Genomic DNA, 14,785 nt, shown 5'->3' with positions numbered 1-14,785 from the left:
CTTGCAGCTCGGCAACGGCGGCACCCAGTATGGCGTGGGCAATTAAGCGGGCGGCTTCATTATCGCCCGCCTGTATTTTGTTGTGATGTTAACATATTTTTATTTTACCTAAATTTTAATTCTATATTCCTAAGACCATTTGCAAGCCTCATCATTTGAGGGTTTTCCTTCGTCCATTTCCTTAATGTATTTAGCTAATTTGAATTGTTAATAACAAAAAATATAAGCTGAAAAACTTAGTTTGATCTACTTAATTATCTGATAAGAGTATTCCACTTTACTGATATATCTGGCTTAATCCTTATCTGTATACTTGTAATAGTTTCGTTATTTATTATTTTTGCGGACAAATACTCCCCTTCTTTATCATTATCTAGATAAAAGCTATTCACATTTTCAATCAAATACTGAGATATTTCTTTTCCGTTATATTCAATAATTGATTGAATCCAACCACTAGTAATACTAAAAGAAAAAATTAAAGATAATCCATTATGTTGACTGAATTTATATGCGAAATCCATATCATCATTATTTTTATAAAAAGGTTTACTTTCAAAAAAAACGAATAAATCTATTTCATTTGGATATTGTTCTATAAACATTATTTTATTGCTCCACTTTTTGGAATAGTTGTTACAAATCGCCTAGAACCATCAGGCATAACTTGGAATGTAGTTTCTAGCATTGTTGCTTTTCCTGACGGCCCTATAAGTAATGATTGCCTTACTTCAAAAGTACCATGTGAGTTTGAAAAACTATTTACTATATTTTTGTTCCTTGAGTAGTTAATTGGAAGTGATTTTCTAATAGTTGTTGTCCTTGTACATCATTAAAAATTCCAAGTCTTTTCATTTCTAAAGCAAGCTGATTTGATCTAGCTGCATTATGTGCATTACTGGTTGAGTTGCCAAAAAGATAATTAAATTTATTACTATCAATTATATTCGTCCCCTTTCCAGCATCAATAGTAACACTATCACCATAAAGCTCACTGCCTTTTTGGGTGGTGTTGTCTATCTGAGTACGCGTTGTTGTAGTACTCTTATTTAAAAAGCCTTTCTTTTTTCTCTTGTGAAACTCATCTAACTCAAATCGTTCTTCCGATGCTCCGATGGATATGTCGTTATCAGCGTGAAATCCTAAATGATTGCCTGCAACAATATCAACTGTTTTGGCGTTTATATCGTTACCCGCAATAAGCATCACATTATTAATGGCACTTATCTCTGTACCTACAACGCTTTTTTCATCGGTTTTGCGGTAGTCCTTTTTGACCCTAAAATCTAATTTTTCTTCAATATCAGCCGTGTTGAACTTGATATCGTGACCGGCTTGTAACCAGGCATTACCCGTCTCGCCATTATTTATTATCCATCCCGCTTTTGTATTAATATCACGACCGGCATCTATCACAATATTGCCATTATTCACTTGGATAATACTACTTTGGTCAATATTGGTGGTTAAGTTGCGACCGCGAGTTTGCGTGCGCGTGCTTGATAATAGGTTGATGTCATTATCTGCCGATAAATAAACCAACTTATCGCCCACCAATTTGCCATAATTGGTAATGTCGTTTTTTGCATTAATAGCAACTCTATCCCCATAAATCGTCCCTTTATTAGTGACGTTATGCCCTTCTAATAAAATATCGTTCTTGGCGTTTATTAAACCATTGCTGTTAAGCTCATCACCTTTAATAAATACATTTTCGCCTGCAATTAATGCCCCATCGCTACCCAGCTGTGGCCGATTAACCACATAAACTTGTGGCACTAACACATCCATGGATTGACCATCAACATTGATAGTTTTTTTCACTAATAACACGATGTCAGTCGTTAAGGCTTTCATCTGCTCAGCCGATAATTCAACGCCGGGAACAATTCCATAATCATTGGCAAAACGAATTCCGGCATCCATCAATGCTTGATATTGTTCTAAATCTGAATGGTAACCGTGTAAATAACTCGTTGTTTTCCTAAAATTTATTTATACCATTTAAATTAGTATTACGGTAATGTATATCCATAAAAAACAAAATTAACACCCTATTACAAACAAGCGATAGGGTGCTGATATCATCAAGAAAAATCACCGTTACTAATTTGGCTAAAGGCGATAACAAAACCTACCTATGTGAAATGCGACAGGTTGATACCAAAGATTTTCCTTTACTTAAAAAGCAAACCAAACAGCAAACGAGAGAATATTTATTTGTCGGTATTAAACATGATTTTTTTAGGTTTTTTTACATAAATACAGCACACTCATGAAAGTTTTGACAAAATAACACTGTTTTATTTTTTAAATAAAATTTTTGTTTAGATAAACTGAGTAATAACTAGCATATCAAGCAAAATTTGACAAAATAAGTTTATATGTTTTTAGTGAATGAGTTTAATCATGAAGTGTAAACAGCTCAGTGTTTTTCTACAGTCCATTTGTATTTACCTCTTTTTTACTCAATAGCGTAGTTTAAAAATCAGCAAATACACAAATTTATTTATAGGGTCTATTTCAATAGTTCTCGACTAACATCACCATGAATAAAAAACTCACTAAAAACTCTTTTAACCAAAAAAAAGTCTTGGATTACTAATGAACTATTATATGGTTCGTTTAATATGAGCATAATCTTAGAAGATTCACATTGATTAAAGAATGTTCTAACCTCTAGATTACCATTCTGTAATATTGTCTCCAACATTACTAAATAATGTTGGTTATCTGAATAAAGAATCATTTTATAAGGAGTATTATTATCTTCTTGATCATTATCTAAAATGGATACACCAGAATTATATTTAAAAATATTCAAATAATTATCTAACTCATCAATTGATGGTTTTTTGACTATCGGTAATTGAATACGTCTATTTCTCTCAAAGAAATATCCACCTAACTCAAATTTAATCATTATTTTTCACCTCTCTTATGGATTTCATTCCTGACTTCCATATATATGTCTTAGGTAATCCTGTTTTGTCATCTATAGCTTTAATTGTTACTGATTTAGCTGCTGCAGCTATATCACCTTTGCAATAACTACAAACATCTTTCCCACTTACATTGATATTCAAATCAGCGCCCTTGGCCAAACCTGCATCGTGAGCTTGTTGAATCGCTCCTATTTCGGCATAGGCTGTAGCCATATTTCCATTAGGATAAGGCTTACCTGAACTTATCTCTTTATTAGTTACTCTATCATTTATCAATGTAAGTTGATCTACATTTGCTTTATCTGCTGCCCGTGCTGTTTGATTTGTTTATAACCATCATAGTACTTAGTATAGTTAGAATAAGCATCATTATAGGCTATATAATCTTCTGGTTTGATCGTTTTAAAATAACTATCGTATGCTGCTTGTAGATCTGCTCTGGCTGCACTGCATTCTGATGAACTTAAATTCTGGCAAACCGTATTTAAAATTTCATTTCGTTGTTCATCCAAAGCACTTAATATAGCGACTTGACCTTGTAGTTCTTGTTTTCGGTCATCCGAAACAATCATTATTCCTTTTTCAATTAGGTCTAATTGGGCCTGTGCATCTTTTCTCTTTTTATCTTCTGATACATTTAAATAATTATTCTCAACCGCATTCTTACTCGCAGCTATCGAGGTGCTGATGTCTCCTGCATCTCCGCCACTTACTGCGGTTGATAGTCCCATCACTAATTGAGTTAACGCACTGATGTTTTGTTTTTCAGCTTCAGTGAGGTCTTTGATGTCTTTTCCACCATAGAGGTTATCTAAGATGACTTTTGCCGCCAGCTCACCTCCTACGGCACTTGCTCCACCGACTATCCCTGAGTTACCTTGTAATTCAGCTACCACCGCACCCAGTATAGCATGAGATACTAATCTTGCCGTTTCATTATCACTCACCCAAGTGCCGTCTTTATCCATATACCCTGTGTGCAGTTTTATCTGCTCGGCTATCCACGGAGCACTTGCACCGCCAGTGCCACCACGGACCGATACGTGGCTAACATCAAAACTCGCTTTGTTTTCGATATCACTAAAGCTGATTGTGCCCGTGTCAAGTTTGTTTTTGCTGGTATCTTTCGCTTCTGACGATATCACCGTTACGGCCAGCACAAAAACTTAAATAAAATCAATATCTTTTTTTGAGCGATTTTTTGTAGGTAAATAGTATGTTTTTATGTTTTAAATAGAAAGAAATATGGCTCAATGGGCAATACAACAGGTGTCCATTATTTACTACAATGACGCATGAAAACAATAATGGCTAAAAATTGATGCTAAGCCAAAATTAACAATTAAAAAATTAATTATAGAATTTAGTGACAGTATTAAATGTCACTTTTAATAACGAATAAACTGATATAGTGTCAGGATTGTCAGATTAAGTTTGAGCTAATACTCTTTATTTAACATTGATATCTTTATCGATCATTCGACCAAATTTAGGCTAATTTTTTATCATATTAACTAAACTAATAATTAATTCATCAATTCTGCTTTCTAGCTGTTCAGGTAATAGGCTTTCATAATCTTCAAGCTCACAACCATCCATAATCAGTAAATAATTAGTTTAGTTCTGCGATAAAGATCGCAGAACTGAATCAAAACAATCAAACTGATAACACAGCTATTGTAGCTAAACTAAGAACTTCATTTTTTGTAAATTCAAAATGTATAGTATAAGACCCCATATCATATAATACCCAAGAATTTATATAACCCAAAAAAGGACTTTGCTCATTTCCTCCTTTTTTTGATGGATTTCCTAATAATTCAATAATCATTTTTTCAGTATAATTGCCATCTATTTCTCTAAATAATTTTCCTTTATATATCGAATAATTATTTTCTGCCTTAAAAAAAAATTGAATATGATTTAAGTGTTGTTTTCTAAAACCAATAAGAATACCTGTACGAAAAAATTCATAATATTTAGTTTGATCTGGATCATTGTATTCAATAGGATCCTCAGAAATTTCAGGTTTTTCACCAATAGAGTTTTCTAACTTCAAAAACTCTTCTGATATTTCAGCATATCCTAATGCATTAACAAACTTTTGCCATTCTATCATTATCAATAAATCCCCATTTTTTTATTACGAGCTATTATCTTATTTATCGCATCTTCAACTTGCTTTGGATCATAACCCTTTTCAATCATATTTTTACGTAATGCATCAGTATCTCGACAAACAGCACCACAAAGATCTGTCGCATCTTTTTGAATTTGTTCCGGTGTATTTTTACTACTATAAATAGGCCTTTTTTGATGAACATCTCTAGGAACTTCTACTGTTGTAGCCTCATTATAAAGTTTCTTTGACTCTGTAGGAGTTAAAGGACGTCCGAGTCGAGCTTCCTATACTTTCTTCAATGCCGCAAAAGATGGAATATGGTCATGCTCCAACATATCACCAACTACCTCATTAGCTTTTAGTTCTCTATAAGAACCAACATCAAGAGCTTTTACTTTATTCTGAGCCTCTTGAACCAACTCACTTGCTTTTTTTTATCACCTAATTTTAATGCCACTTTAGCTTCTTTTAGGATCTTACCAACAACATCACCTAAACCAGGTATTAATCCAACAGTTGCAATGACATAATCGATACTATCCTCAGCTTCAGCAAATCCTTTTATATCACCAACCACTGGCGTAAAATCTAACAATTAGACCACCTATTGTTTTTAAATTATTAATAACTCGTTCTTGCCTTTTCTGAGTACAAGCTGCATCATCAACTCCACCACAATAATTATTAATAAATACTTGTTCTAATCTTTCTGAAAGTTGTTGGAGTAAAAGATTTAGTAATTACATCATAACACTGTCCAATTATTTTATTAGTTGATATCACTTCTTTTGAACTTGGTGTTCCTAGAGTTTTTTTAGTCGGAATTTCTCTTTCTGTTCCTGCATAATCATTAACCAGTTTTTGAACATCAATATTAGGATCAATAGTACTTCTAGGGGTAGAAGAACTAGCGTTTGCAGTTTTATGTTCATTCGTTCCAACAATATGTTTATTTTGTTGATTCATATTAACAGTTAAATTCGGATTTGCATCTGGTGCAAAATTAGTACCTGGTTTTATGGACGAATTACTACTTTTCGCTCCCTTTTCAGCAATTGAGCAAAACAAGTTAATTATTGAACTTGCATACCGGTTCTAAAAACAACAAGAAAGATCCCTGCTTGTTATCTAGGTATTATTACCACTATGATATTTTTGTTATTATATTCTTAATGATGGGTTCGACAGATAGCTCTAAATTATCGCTATCTATCGTATAACGATTTAATTCAATTTGATTTTCTGCATCAAAAAGTAATTCCCTTAACCATTTCTCTTCTAATGCTAGAATTTGGTGTTCAGCCTCATAAATGCTAGATTGTATTTCTTCCACCCCAATTTTTTTGTTTAAAAAAGAATCACATTTTTTTTTCAATTTATCAACAACATCAGGATATATCCACTTCATCACTTTTCACTCCGTCTTAAAATGGTCGCAATAACTTTACCGTCATTTTAGTGACAACACCTACATCACAACTCCAATGTACAGTCCTCTCCCTTCACCTTGAACATATGCAATGACTTTTTTACCATCTCCATCACATAATTCCGCAAGCTTTGACTGTTCATTGAGTATTGTTGCATTCTCCCATACTAGCATTCCTGCAGAATTATTCCCAACCGCATTTTTACTCGCAGCAATTGAGGTGCTTATGTCACCCACATCTCCAACCACCCACTGAGGTTGATAGAGCCCCATCGCTAATTGAGTTAACGCACTGAAGTTTTGTTTATCAGCTTCAGTGAAGCTTTGATTAGCTCTACCAATTCTAATTTGTCTAGCTTTTTTTGTTTGTTAAATATCGGTTTGAGTGAGTTATTCGCATGCTCGGTATCTCGACTTAATTCGTTAATATCCTGTTTTTGGTCGTCTTTGTTGCGGATAATTATCGTCCCTTCCGATACCGTTGAATGCGTCGTCGAACCGTTCACTTTTGCTCTTGTCCTCGGCTTCTGATGCTATCACAGCCCCTTTCAAGTCATTGTACCGACCTTGATATCAAAACCACGTTTGCTAGCATAAAAAAATTCAAAAAAAGCAGCAAAAAACTTCAATAAAATCAATACCTTTCCTGACTGATTTTTTGTGGGTAAATAGTGTGTTTTTTATGTTTTAAATAGAAGAAGATATTGCACAATAAGCAATACAGCAAGTAGACTTTATTTGCTACCATGGTGCATAAAAATAATAATCACTAAAGTGTATACTAAGCAAAAATTGGCAATTAAAAAAATTAATAATAGAATTCAGTGACAGAATTAACTGTCACTTTCACTGGCAAATACATAAAGTCTAGAGTGAGTCCTAAATTTTATGATTTAGTTAAAAAATATTTAGCAGTTATGATGGTATAGCTAATTTAAAGCTTTTTCAAGTTCGGTAATATTTTTATGCAGTTTTAATCGATCCATACAAGTATTTATTGCTTTTAATGTTACATCTTGTACTAACTGATAATTGTTCATTTCCCAATCACCAAAAGGTTTAACTCTGTCATCTAAAGCTAAATCTTTATCTGAACAAACAAACTCAAAATTGTTAGAACGAATATATGTTGTATAAATAAAATTATACTTATTATCAGTTAACCCATCATAAATTAGTTTAAATTTGTAAGGTTGAACTGTGACTGTATTATTTTTGTCTTTATTTGCATTTATCTTTTTTAATATTGCATACAATTCAGGCGTTAAAATGTCCATCGTTTTATTAGGAACTGACTCGATATATTTGCCTTTTAACTCTTCTTTTGTAAAACTGCTAATTGAACCTGAATTTAAGGTAAATAAAGAAGTTGCAAATTGAACAACTTTTACACCTACTACTTGAGCGGTATCACCTCGTGTCACTATATTTAGATAGTTATTAGTATCTTCTACTACTTGCCCATTAATAGCATTTTCAGTTATAAAATTGATTGTTGAACCATTATTTAAAACTATAGTATCTGTACTAACCGTTTTTGTTTTAGGTAATGGTTCCCTTTTGCTAGAACAAGCAATTAAAATAAAACAACTAACACTTAAAATAAATAATTTTAAAAATTTCATCATTATTCCTTATATAAGCAACTAACAACAGTGTAAATAGATTTCGCTGTTTTTATCATCGACTATTTGATTACAATTAGTTAAGAATTTTTTTGTTCTCTTTTCATTAAGTAATATCTTCATTGACATTTAACAACAATATATATTTATAACATACTGTTTTATTGAAATAAACAAAAAAACATCCAATGACAAACAATACCACTAGGCTGTTAATCGTATTACAGCAATGAAAAGGTTACCTTATAATATCAATTAGGGTAGATACCCCAAAGACAATAAAAAGGAAACAGCTCAGATCAACTAAGATTTACTGCGATAGAAGCGATTTTAATAAATGATGAATCAGTGTGCCACTTTCGAAAATAAATTAATAATCACAACACCAAACATGATAAACCCCATGCCAATTAACGCAGCTAGATCCAACGTTTGTTTTAAAAAGATCCATGCAATTAAGCTTATTAACACAATTCCGATTCCAGACCAGATAGCATATGCAATACCAACAGGAATGGTTTTTAATGCTAACGAAAGTAGATAAAACGAAGCACTATAGCCCAAAATAGTAATAATGGAATAGGTGATATTGGTAAAACCATCGGATAATTTCAATGAAGAAGTTGCAATAACTTCACAAATAATTGCAAAAAAAAGTAATAAATATGAGTTCATATTAATACCTATAATCGTCAAATAAAAAGCTGACTATCTAAAATTAAAATTTTAGAGAAATCAATATCTAATTAACAGTTGAACGTTAATAGATAAAAACAATATTTTGTTGCCTTATTTTGATATCATTAATTATGATAGAAAGGTAAAGATAGATAGCTATTAACGCTTGAAAAGAAAGATCTTTATGATAGCTTAGGCTTCTATTTTAAAAATAACTTATTAATTATCAAAAAAATATAAATAACACTATATACCAAAATAGATCCGCTATTTCTATATAATAACCATTATTATACCTAAAAATAAGGCACTTTGTAGTGCCTTTTTATTTTTAAAATGCGAGCCTGCACTTTTACTTCTAAAAACAAGATTAAATGACTTTTACGTGCTGTTTTTTTTATTTTATATGATTCCTTACATATTGATGTACCTATCCTTCTAGCTATAAAAAATATCTGTTAGCTCTGTTGTTCTGATTAAATTATAGGTAATACTAAAAGCAGTTTGATAGAAGAATTAAAACAAACATGTAAAATTTCTGATGATAAACAAGTATATGATGATTGCCTTTCCCCACATTCAAGATTAAAAATAATAGGTTTATAAGTCTTTTATACTGAATTAGAGGGTTAGCCCTCTTTTTTTATAAGTTTTTTAATCGATATTTTGTGATGTTTTTATTTTGATTAGCGATTAGATAAACGTTAAAATTAAGGAATGGTGGGTTGTGAGGGGATCGAACCCGCGACCAATTGATTAAGAGTTCCTTGCATACACCTTTAAAATCAATAACTTACAAATAAATCAATATTTTATAATGTCGATAAAGGTCGTTAAAGGTTAATAAGGGGCAACTCAACCGCCATTTAACCGCCATTTAAATGTTATTGAAAGGGTTTAATTTTATAGCGTCTTCAAAATGGTCAGGGGCAAAATGTGCATAGCGCATCGTCATTTTGATATCTGTGTGCCCTAGTATTTTTTGTAATACTAAAATATTACCACCATTCATCATAAAGTAACTGGCAAAAGTGTGGCGTAAGACATGGGACAGTTGACGATCGGGTAATTCTATTTGTGCGCGTTTAATTGCAGAACGGAAAGCTGAGTAACACGGAGTAAATAACGTCCCTTTCTTTTTGTTGATTTCGTCAAACAATGGTTTGTCAATCGGTATTGTCCGGTTTTTCTTGCCTTTTGTTTTTAAATATGTAATTGACTGATTTCTTACTTGCTTATCTTGCAACGATTCGGCTTCGCTCCACCTTGCTCCTGTTGCTAAGCATATTTTAATAATCGTTAACAAATCTTTGGCTTTGCTTTCTTTTGCTGACGCTAACAATTTTTTTATTTGCTCCGTCGTTAGATATGCCATTTCTTGCTCGTCAATTCTAAATTGTCGAATGCGATCAACTGGGTTTTTTAATGTCCATTCGCCCAACCGGATCAGTTCGTTAAACATTGCTTTAACATAAGTTAGCTCTAAGTTTAACGTTCTTTGTGAAACCGTCTTAACTCGCTCAGTTCGATAAATTTCACCGCTGAGCCGTTTAGATCTGTATTCTGTAAAATCTTTGGCGGTAAAGTTTGTAGCAATTGGGTTATTTATACTATCTGCAATAAATAACAACGTAGTATAAACATTTTCGCCGTCACTCAGTGTTTTACCGTGTGCGTTGTGCCACAGCTCGATCAGATCTGACAACCGCCGCCGATCTTGCTTTTCAGCAATCCAAGGTTTTGTTGCTGCTTGTTCTTCGATATAGCTTTCATAAGCTAACGCTTCGCCTTTTGTTGCAAATGTTTTGCGAATGCGTCTGCCTCCATCTAAATATTTTTCAAACAGCCACTTGCCGTCATTTTTTTTTCTTACTGTCATTATTAATCACTAATTAGATTCTTTGGCCTTACAAATATTTTTTAACCATTCATCAAGCTTAATTTTTTTACCGTCTTCTAATTGAATCATTGTTGTTATTTTGTTAACTGGTATCATTAACTCTTTATTATTAGATGTTACGTTTACCTTTAAATATTCTTCGTTGCTATTGCTTTTATTTTATTTAAAGTTATTATTTTCTTGGATTCTTTATTTCACAATTTTTAGCTTCTTCTAGGAACAGCTTTAATGCATTGTTTAAATTTGAATATGTCCTTGTTTCCATTCTTACGCTTCCCACTCCGAATGGTCTATGTTTCGATTCGGATTGATATATGTATACAGTCGGGTTCGCCCTAGGCTTTCCGTTTTTGAATGAATCGTGCAAGGTGATGTATGTTATCTTATTCCAGTAGTCATCCATGCCATTTTGTAAAAAAGTCTGCCAACCAAATCCTTCTAGCGTATCTTTATATTGTTCATAGATTCGCTCTATTGTTAAGCTCTGGAATTCTTCTATTTTCTTTTCATCAATATCAAATTTAATTATCTCGTTTTTCTCGTCAAGAATTTCTATTTTTTTTACACTGAATGATTTTACTCGGTTTGTTTTAACGTCTACCCCTCTCAGCGCTCCGCCGCCTGCACTACGCGGTATGATTGTTCTCATTCCGCCTGGTTTTGATCCACCATGATAAATAATATTAAGTTCTTCTCCCGATTCGATTGCTTTTAATAAGTATTCAGTAATCGTCATCCCATTCCCTTATTATTTTAATAAATTAAACTTAGTTCTTAAAAATACTACTCTTCAATAACTGATACTCATCATCAGTAATAGCACCGCTGTTTTTTAGTGCTGCAATTCGTTCTAGTTTTTCTAATGCTTCGCTTGATAGTTCAATCGATTTTTTTTTCGTTTTAATGCTGTCAATATTTGGTTCGCCCTCGCCAGTTAGAATCCATTGCAAATTTGCGCCTGTATCTATTGAACATTTAACTATTAAATCATATGGAATCGAATTTCTTGCAACTCTGTTACCTATAACACTGACAGTAGTCCCAAGTAGTTCGCTTAGTGACTTAACTGTTTTTGCTTCATAAGCGAAAACCATTCTATTTATTATTTTTTTGCATTCATTTTCAGTATCCATAAATCACCCGTAAAACTTAAAAAATCCGATTCGGAGTATTGACATGCCTCCAATTCGGATAGTAATATATAAAAACAATCCAAAACGGACGCTTATAAAGGTCAATAAAGGTCAATAATTCCAAAAGGGACATAATGCACTATGAGCGAGCCAATTTCAATAACTTTAAAATTTGGGCCTTGGGTAACTATCGAACGCTATGCAGATCTTTCGGGTTTACCCGTCGAAACAGTTAAAAAATATGTCAAAAAAGGGGAACTTCCGGTCAAGAAGAAACCCGTTTCAGAAAAAGCAAGCCGTACCCGCACGCTGATTAATATGTTCGATATCTCAGCAGGTGCGGCATTGGAAAGTAAAAAACGAATCAATTTAATTTTTGAGGGTTAAGCAATGGCTAACTCACTCTATTTAAAACAGACCACGCAGCAACCAACCCCGATCGATATTCAGATCAACACGCACAACCCAAAGGGCTGGGTTGAAAAATCGAACGGGCAGGCAATTAAGTTGCATCAACCATTATTGATAGGTGATGAAGATGAACGTAGCACAAAGCACTCAAACCATTGAGCCGCGCAGTTTGATCCGTGAGTTCAATCGGATTTTAAGCGGCAAACGTAGCCTTGTCCGTTCGGCTTTTAATAATTTAAAACCGGGTCAAAAGCGTTTGTTATTAAGTGCAGCGGGCATCGAACAGCGTACAACAACCATTTACAACTCAGATAGTCAGTTTACACATGCTTGGCAAATGCAATATGACGATCTGACAGATAACGAAATCGACGACTTAAAGAAAGGTTTACGTCGGTTGCAATCGATTATCGATGCATTCGCACTATGTGAAGAAGAAGATTTTAAAAAAGAAACTAAATACAGGTGGTAAAAATGGACATGACAACATTATCAGGCGATGCATTATTGCAAGCCTTAACTCAAGCAAAAGAAGAAACAAAAAGTGGACTCTGTGACGTATTTACGGCAAAGCTGGAACGACTAGCTACACATATCCGCACTAATTACTTAACACCGACCGAATCGGCGGAGCTACTAGAACAAGAAGCCGAAGCCATGCGATCACAACACCGGGAAAATATTTAATGGCAGATTTAGCAGATATCGCACAAGCACACATTGAAACAGTTGCCGCCGCGGCTGTGAAAAATGCAAGTGCAAAGGTTTATAGCGGAGTATCTTCGCTTTATTGCTGCGAATGTGGCGAGCCAATACCAGAAGCAAGACGTGACGCCGTGCCGGGTTGTAGTTTGTGTGTTTATTGTCAGCAAAAAGAAGAGCACGAGGTAAAGCATGGGGTTAGTAAATAAATTGGCATACTTGCGGAACTGCAAGAACTGGCGGATCACTTTGAAAAATCTTGGTGTTTTCAGCGTGAAACACCGCTACTTAAAACAAAAAATAAAGGAGAAAAACAAATGTTTGAAAAATTTAAATCTAATTCACACAAAATAATAAATGTAGAAGATTCTCTGTTTGAGTTAATTGCAGATCATGAGGTGCGGGCAATTATACTACCGAAAGAGCATTCAAAACCGTTAAGAGAAGATCCTAAGTTTGCCCTTGCATGTGGTGATGCGGTGATTATTTGCGAAGCTGTCGACTTATATGATTCAGACATTGACGACAATGTGCATATTATTGAGTTTGAAGTTAAAAAAAACGGAGCGGAATAAATCAATAATCAATCGGGGCGATTAGCCCCAAATCTTTAAGGCTCAAAAAAATGTGTGTAGAAAAGTCTTTTTTGAAATGGCCGGGAGGTAAAGGCCGAATTATAGATAAGTTATTACCTCATTTTCCAAAAGATTGTCAATTCATCGAGCCTTTTGTCGGTGCAGGCAATGTTTTTATCAATGTATCAGCTAAAAGCTATATTTTGGCTGATAGTAGTCACGATTTAATCAATACATATTTGTGGCTAAAACATGATTTAGCAATGCTATATAACACGACTAAAGAGTTATTTGATACAGAAAATGATTTTTACGATATTCGTAATCAATTCAATCACCCAAGATTTAAGGGGACGGTAAAGTCAGCAGCTCAGTTTATCTATTTAAATCGACACGGATTTAATGGGATGTGCCGTTATAACAAAAAAGGGGAATTTAATGTCCCTGAGGGAAAACATAAAAATATTTATTTTCCGGGTGCGGAAATGATTAATTTTAGCAATAAATTGCGTTATTCCGATGTCTCTTTGCTTTGCTGTGATTTTACGTTAACAATTGGGCTAGCTGGTGCTGGATCGGTTATCTATTGCGATCCTCCATACTTAACCAAGCACAAAGATAGCTTTGTTGGTTATACGCCATCGGGTTTTTGTTACTCAGACACCGAGCTTTTGGCTGACTGTTTGTATGATGCAGTTTTACGGGGAGCAACCGCAATTATTTCAAACTGCGACAATAGCGCCACGCGTGACATATTCCACCGTTTTAAACTTCACTCAATAGACGCCCCGCGGTCAGTGGCAGCAAACGGCAATCGTCAGCCCGCAAAAGAAATTATTGGCGTGTTATCGCCCGGAATGATTTAACAATAATTTAACAAGGAAAGAACATGAGTTTAATTGGTTTTATTTATTTAATTTCATTGCTTGAATCGATCAGATGTATGGTTGGGCTTTTATTCTTTTTGAGTACTTTTTTTATAGTTTTGTTTTTGTTTTTCGGGTCTGTTTTTGCTAGCTACTTTGATCTGGACATTAGTTTCATAAAATCAAAACGTTGTAAATATATTAAGTATTATTTAATAACAATGTGTGTTTTTGTATTTTTACTCCTGGTTATACCCAAAAAAGCAACAATGTACGCAATGCTAGCGTTTGGCGTGGGGGAAAATTTTTATAAATCAGAAATAGCGCAAAAAGGAATTGAGCTATTAGATCTAAAGCTAGATGAGCTAATTGTTGACGCAAAGAAGCAGAATAAATAAC

Annotated in this window: 25 protein-coding genes; 8 read left to right on the top strand and 17 right to left on the bottom strand. The window is 33.8% G+C overall.

Going from position 1 to position 14,785, the window contains the following annotated elements; all coding sequences use genetic code 11:
- Nucleotides 1-254: 254 nt before the first annotated feature.
- From ACYH9I_RS00340 to ACYH9I_RS00260, 17 genes are all read right to left on the bottom strand, one after another.
- On the bottom strand, nucleotides 255-605 hold the full coding sequence (locus tag ACYH9I_RS00340) for a hypothetical protein (RefSeq protein ID WP_174787276.1): 351 nt from the start codon (nucleotides 603-605) through the stop codon (nucleotides 255-257).
- Nucleotides 606-765: 160 nt separating this feature from the next.
- On the bottom strand, nucleotides 766-1,926 hold the full coding sequence (locus ACYH9I_RS00335) for a hemagglutinin repeat-containing protein (RefSeq protein WP_483558024.1): 1,161 nt from the start codon (nucleotides 1,924-1,926) through the stop codon (nucleotides 766-768).
- Between the two features lie 592 nt (nucleotides 1,927-2,518).
- Nucleotides 2,519-2,923 (bottom strand): DUF6911 family protein, encoded by a 405-nt coding sequence (locus ACYH9I_RS00330; RefSeq protein ID WP_483558022.1) that lies wholly within the window; start codon nucleotides 2,921-2,923, stop codon nucleotides 2,519-2,521.
- Nucleotides 2,916-3,221, bottom strand: a complete 306-nt coding sequence (locus ACYH9I_RS00325; protein ID WP_483558020.1) for a cytidine deaminase-like fold-containing protein — start codon at nucleotides 3,219-3,221, stop codon at nucleotides 2,916-2,918. The genes ACYH9I_RS00330 and ACYH9I_RS00325 overlap by 8 nt, the downstream gene beginning before the upstream one ends.
- Nucleotides 3,222-3,232: 11 nt before the next feature.
- A complete protein-coding gene (locus tag ACYH9I_RS00320; protein ID WP_483558018.1) occupies nucleotides 3,233-4,090 on the bottom strand; it encodes a VENN motif pre-toxin domain-containing protein in 858 nt (285 codons plus the stop codon).
- A 349-nt stretch (nucleotides 4,091-4,439) separates the two neighbouring features.
- Nucleotides 4,440-4,544 (bottom strand): hypothetical protein, encoded by a 105-nt coding sequence (locus ACYH9I_RS00315; RefSeq protein ID WP_483558017.1) that lies wholly within the window; start codon nucleotides 4,542-4,544, stop codon nucleotides 4,440-4,442.
- Nucleotides 4,545-4,602: 58 nt separating this feature from the next.
- Nucleotides 4,603-5,064 carry a hypothetical protein gene (locus ACYH9I_RS00310; RefSeq protein ID WP_483558016.1) on the bottom strand — a complete coding sequence of 154 codons (462 nt, stop codon included), beginning with the start codon at nucleotides 5,062-5,064 and terminating at the stop codon, nucleotides 4,603-4,605.
- Between the two features lie 394 nt (nucleotides 5,065-5,458).
- Nucleotides 5,459-5,662: a hypothetical protein gene (locus ACYH9I_RS00305; RefSeq protein ID WP_483558014.1), complete on the bottom strand. Its 204-nt coding sequence runs from the start codon at nucleotides 5,660-5,662 to the stop codon at nucleotides 5,459-5,461.
- An 89-nt stretch (nucleotides 5,663-5,751) separates the two neighbouring features.
- Nucleotides 5,752-6,033 carry a polymorphic toxin type 50 domain-containing protein gene (locus tag ACYH9I_RS00300; protein ID WP_483558012.1) on the bottom strand — a complete coding sequence of 94 codons (282 nt, stop codon included), beginning with the start codon at nucleotides 6,031-6,033 and terminating at the stop codon, nucleotides 5,752-5,754.
- 178 nt (nucleotides 6,034-6,211) lie between these two features.
- On the bottom strand, nucleotides 6,212-6,475 hold the full coding sequence (locus tag ACYH9I_RS00295; RefSeq protein WP_483558405.1) for a hypothetical protein: 264 nt from the start codon (nucleotides 6,473-6,475) through the stop codon (nucleotides 6,212-6,214).
- Between the two features lie 60 nt (nucleotides 6,476-6,535).
- Nucleotides 6,536-6,733, bottom strand: coding sequence for a hypothetical protein (locus tag ACYH9I_RS00290; protein ID WP_483558424.1), 198 nt, complete (start codon nucleotides 6,731-6,733; stop codon nucleotides 6,536-6,538).
- Nucleotides 6,734-6,780: 47 nt separating this feature from the next.
- The gene (locus ACYH9I_RS00285; RefSeq protein ID WP_483558010.1) at nucleotides 6,781-7,002 is read right to left on the bottom strand and encodes a hypothetical protein; all 222 of its coding nucleotides are present in this window, start codon (nucleotides 7,000-7,002) and stop codon (nucleotides 6,781-6,783) included.
- Nucleotides 7,003-7,425: 423 nt separating this feature from the next.
- The gene (locus ACYH9I_RS00280; RefSeq protein WP_483558008.1) at nucleotides 7,426-8,121 is read right to left on the bottom strand and encodes a hypothetical protein; all 696 of its coding nucleotides are present in this window, start codon (nucleotides 8,119-8,121) and stop codon (nucleotides 7,426-7,428) included.
- Between the two features lie 345 nt (nucleotides 8,122-8,466).
- Complete coding sequence (locus ACYH9I_RS00275) at nucleotides 8,467-8,796, bottom strand: DMT family transporter (protein WP_483558006.1); 330 nt, start codon at nucleotides 8,794-8,796, stop codon at nucleotides 8,467-8,469.
- An 880-nt stretch (nucleotides 8,797-9,676) separates the two neighbouring features.
- The gene (locus ACYH9I_RS00270; RefSeq protein WP_483558004.1) at nucleotides 9,677-10,678 is read right to left on the bottom strand and encodes a phage integrase; all 1,002 of its coding nucleotides are present in this window, start codon (nucleotides 10,676-10,678) and stop codon (nucleotides 9,677-9,679) included.
- A gap of 193 nt (nucleotides 10,679-10,871) precedes the next feature.
- Nucleotides 10,872-11,435, bottom strand: coding sequence for a WYL domain-containing protein (locus tag ACYH9I_RS00265; RefSeq protein WP_483558002.1), 564 nt, complete (start codon nucleotides 11,433-11,435; stop codon nucleotides 10,872-10,874).
- A gap of 31 nt (nucleotides 11,436-11,466) precedes the next feature.
- Complete coding sequence (locus ACYH9I_RS00260) at nucleotides 11,467-11,832, bottom strand: helix-turn-helix domain-containing protein (RefSeq protein WP_483558000.1); 366 nt, start codon at nucleotides 11,830-11,832, stop codon at nucleotides 11,467-11,469.
- Between the two features lie 141 nt (nucleotides 11,833-11,973).
- On the opposite strand from ACYH9I_RS00260, the gene ACYH9I_RS00255 reads away from it, so the two are divergent.
- The 8 genes from ACYH9I_RS00255 to ACYH9I_RS00220 all read left to right on the top strand — a co-directional run bounded on the left by ACYH9I_RS00255 (nucleotide 11,974) and on the right by ACYH9I_RS00220 (nucleotide 14,784).
- Nucleotides 11,974-12,219 carry a regulator gene (locus ACYH9I_RS00255; RefSeq protein ID WP_483557998.1) on the top strand — a complete coding sequence of 82 codons (246 nt, stop codon included), beginning with the start codon at nucleotides 11,974-11,976 and terminating at the stop codon, nucleotides 12,217-12,219.
- Nucleotides 12,220-12,222: 3 nt separating this feature from the next.
- Complete coding sequence (locus tag ACYH9I_RS00250; RefSeq protein WP_483557996.1) at nucleotides 12,223-12,402, top strand: hypothetical protein; 180 nt, start codon at nucleotides 12,223-12,225, stop codon at nucleotides 12,400-12,402.
- Nucleotides 12,371-12,715 carry a hypothetical protein gene (locus ACYH9I_RS00245; RefSeq protein WP_483557994.1) on the top strand — a complete coding sequence of 115 codons (345 nt, stop codon included), beginning with the start codon at nucleotides 12,371-12,373 and terminating at the stop codon, nucleotides 12,713-12,715. The genes ACYH9I_RS00250 and ACYH9I_RS00245 overlap by 32 nt, the downstream gene beginning before the upstream one ends.
- 2 nt (nucleotides 12,716-12,717) lie before the next feature.
- Complete coding sequence (locus ACYH9I_RS00240; protein ID WP_483557992.1) at nucleotides 12,718-12,930, top strand: DUF2732 family protein; 213 nt, start codon at nucleotides 12,718-12,720, stop codon at nucleotides 12,928-12,930.
- Nucleotides 12,930-13,154 (top strand): TraR/DksA C4-type zinc finger protein, encoded by a 225-nt coding sequence (locus ACYH9I_RS00235; protein ID WP_483557990.1) that lies wholly within the window; start codon nucleotides 12,930-12,932, stop codon nucleotides 13,152-13,154. Before ACYH9I_RS00240 ends, ACYH9I_RS00235 begins: the two co-directional genes overlap by 1 nt.
- A 108-nt stretch (nucleotides 13,155-13,262) precedes the next feature.
- Complete coding sequence (locus ACYH9I_RS00230) at nucleotides 13,263-13,520, top strand: hypothetical protein (protein ID WP_483557988.1); 258 nt, start codon at nucleotides 13,263-13,265, stop codon at nucleotides 13,518-13,520.
- 50 nt (nucleotides 13,521-13,570) lie between these two features.
- Nucleotides 13,571-14,386, top strand: a complete 816-nt coding sequence (locus ACYH9I_RS00225) for a DNA adenine methylase (protein ID WP_483557986.1) — start codon at nucleotides 13,571-13,573, stop codon at nucleotides 14,384-14,386.
- A gap of 23 nt (nucleotides 14,387-14,409) precedes the next feature.
- A complete protein-coding gene (locus ACYH9I_RS00220; protein WP_483557984.1) occupies nucleotides 14,410-14,784 on the top strand; it encodes a hypothetical protein in 375 nt (124 codons plus the stop codon).
- The last annotated feature ends 1 nt before the right edge of the window (nucleotide 14,785 follow it).

The sequence above is a fragment of the Gilliamella sp. X-23 genome (assembly GCF_057063545.1).
This window is presented reverse-complemented; position numbering and strand designations above follow the sequence as displayed.

Coding starts and splice junctions, on each gene's coding strand:
- ACYH9I_RS00340 (WP_174787276.1), bottom strand. CDS start 605: ATGTTTATAGAACAATATCCAAATGAAATAGATTTATTCGTTTTTTTT.
- ACYH9I_RS00335 (WP_483558024.1), bottom strand. CDS start 1,926: ATGGATGCCGGAATTCGTTTTGCCAATGATTATGGAATTGTTCCCGGC.
- ACYH9I_RS00330 (WP_483558022.1), bottom strand. CDS start 2,923: ATGATTAAATTTGAGTTAGGTGGATATTTCTTTGAGAGAAATAGACGT.
- ACYH9I_RS00315 (WP_483558017.1), bottom strand. CDS start 4,544: ATGGATGGTTGTGAGCTTGAAGATTATGAAAGCCTATTACCTGAACAG.
- ACYH9I_RS00310 (WP_483558016.1), bottom strand. CDS start 5,064: ATGATAGAATGGCAAAAGTTTGTTAATGCATTAGGATATGCTGAAATA.
- ACYH9I_RS00300 (WP_483558012.1), bottom strand. CDS start 6,033: ATGAATCAACAAAATAAACATATTGTTGGAACGAATGAACATAAAACT.
- ACYH9I_RS00295 (WP_483558405.1), bottom strand. CDS start 6,475: ATGAAGTGGATATATCCTGATGTTGTTGATAAATTGAAAAAAAAATGT.
- ACYH9I_RS00280 (WP_483558008.1), bottom strand. CDS start 8,121: ATGAAATTTTTAAAATTATTTATTTTAAGTGTTAGTTGTTTTATTTTA.
- ACYH9I_RS00275 (WP_483558006.1), bottom strand. CDS start 8,796: ATGAACTCATATTTATTACTTTTTTTTGCAATTATTTGTGAAGTTATT.
- ACYH9I_RS00270 (WP_483558004.1), bottom strand. CDS start 10,678: ATGACAGTAAGAAAAAAAAATGACGGCAAGTGGCTGTTTGAAAAATAT.
- ACYH9I_RS00265 (WP_483558002.1), bottom strand. CDS start 11,435: ATGACGATTACTGAATACTTATTAAAAGCAATCGAATCGGGAGAAGAA.
- ACYH9I_RS00260 (WP_483558000.1), bottom strand. CDS start 11,832: ATGGATACTGAAAATGAATGCAAAAAAATAATAAATAGAATGGTTTTC.
- ACYH9I_RS00255 (WP_483557998.1), top strand. CDS start 11,974: ATGAGCGAGCCAATTTCAATAACTTTAAAATTTGGGCCTTGGGTAACT.
- ACYH9I_RS00250 (WP_483557996.1), top strand. CDS start 12,223: ATGGCTAACTCACTCTATTTAAAACAGACCACGCAGCAACCAACCCCG.
- ACYH9I_RS00245 (WP_483557994.1), top strand. CDS start 12,371: ATGAACGTAGCACAAAGCACTCAAACCATTGAGCCGCGCAGTTTGATC.
- ACYH9I_RS00240 (WP_483557992.1), top strand. CDS start 12,718: ATGGACATGACAACATTATCAGGCGATGCATTATTGCAAGCCTTAACT.
- ACYH9I_RS00235 (WP_483557990.1), top strand. CDS start 12,930: ATGGCAGATTTAGCAGATATCGCACAAGCACACATTGAAACAGTTGCC.
- ACYH9I_RS00230 (WP_483557988.1), top strand. CDS start 13,263: ATGTTTGAAAAATTTAAATCTAATTCACACAAAATAATAAATGTAGAA.
- ACYH9I_RS00225 (WP_483557986.1), top strand. CDS start 13,571: ATGTGTGTAGAAAAGTCTTTTTTGAAATGGCCGGGAGGTAAAGGCCGA.
- ACYH9I_RS00220 (WP_483557984.1), top strand. CDS start 14,410: ATGAGTTTAATTGGTTTTATTTATTTAATTTCATTGCTTGAATCGATC.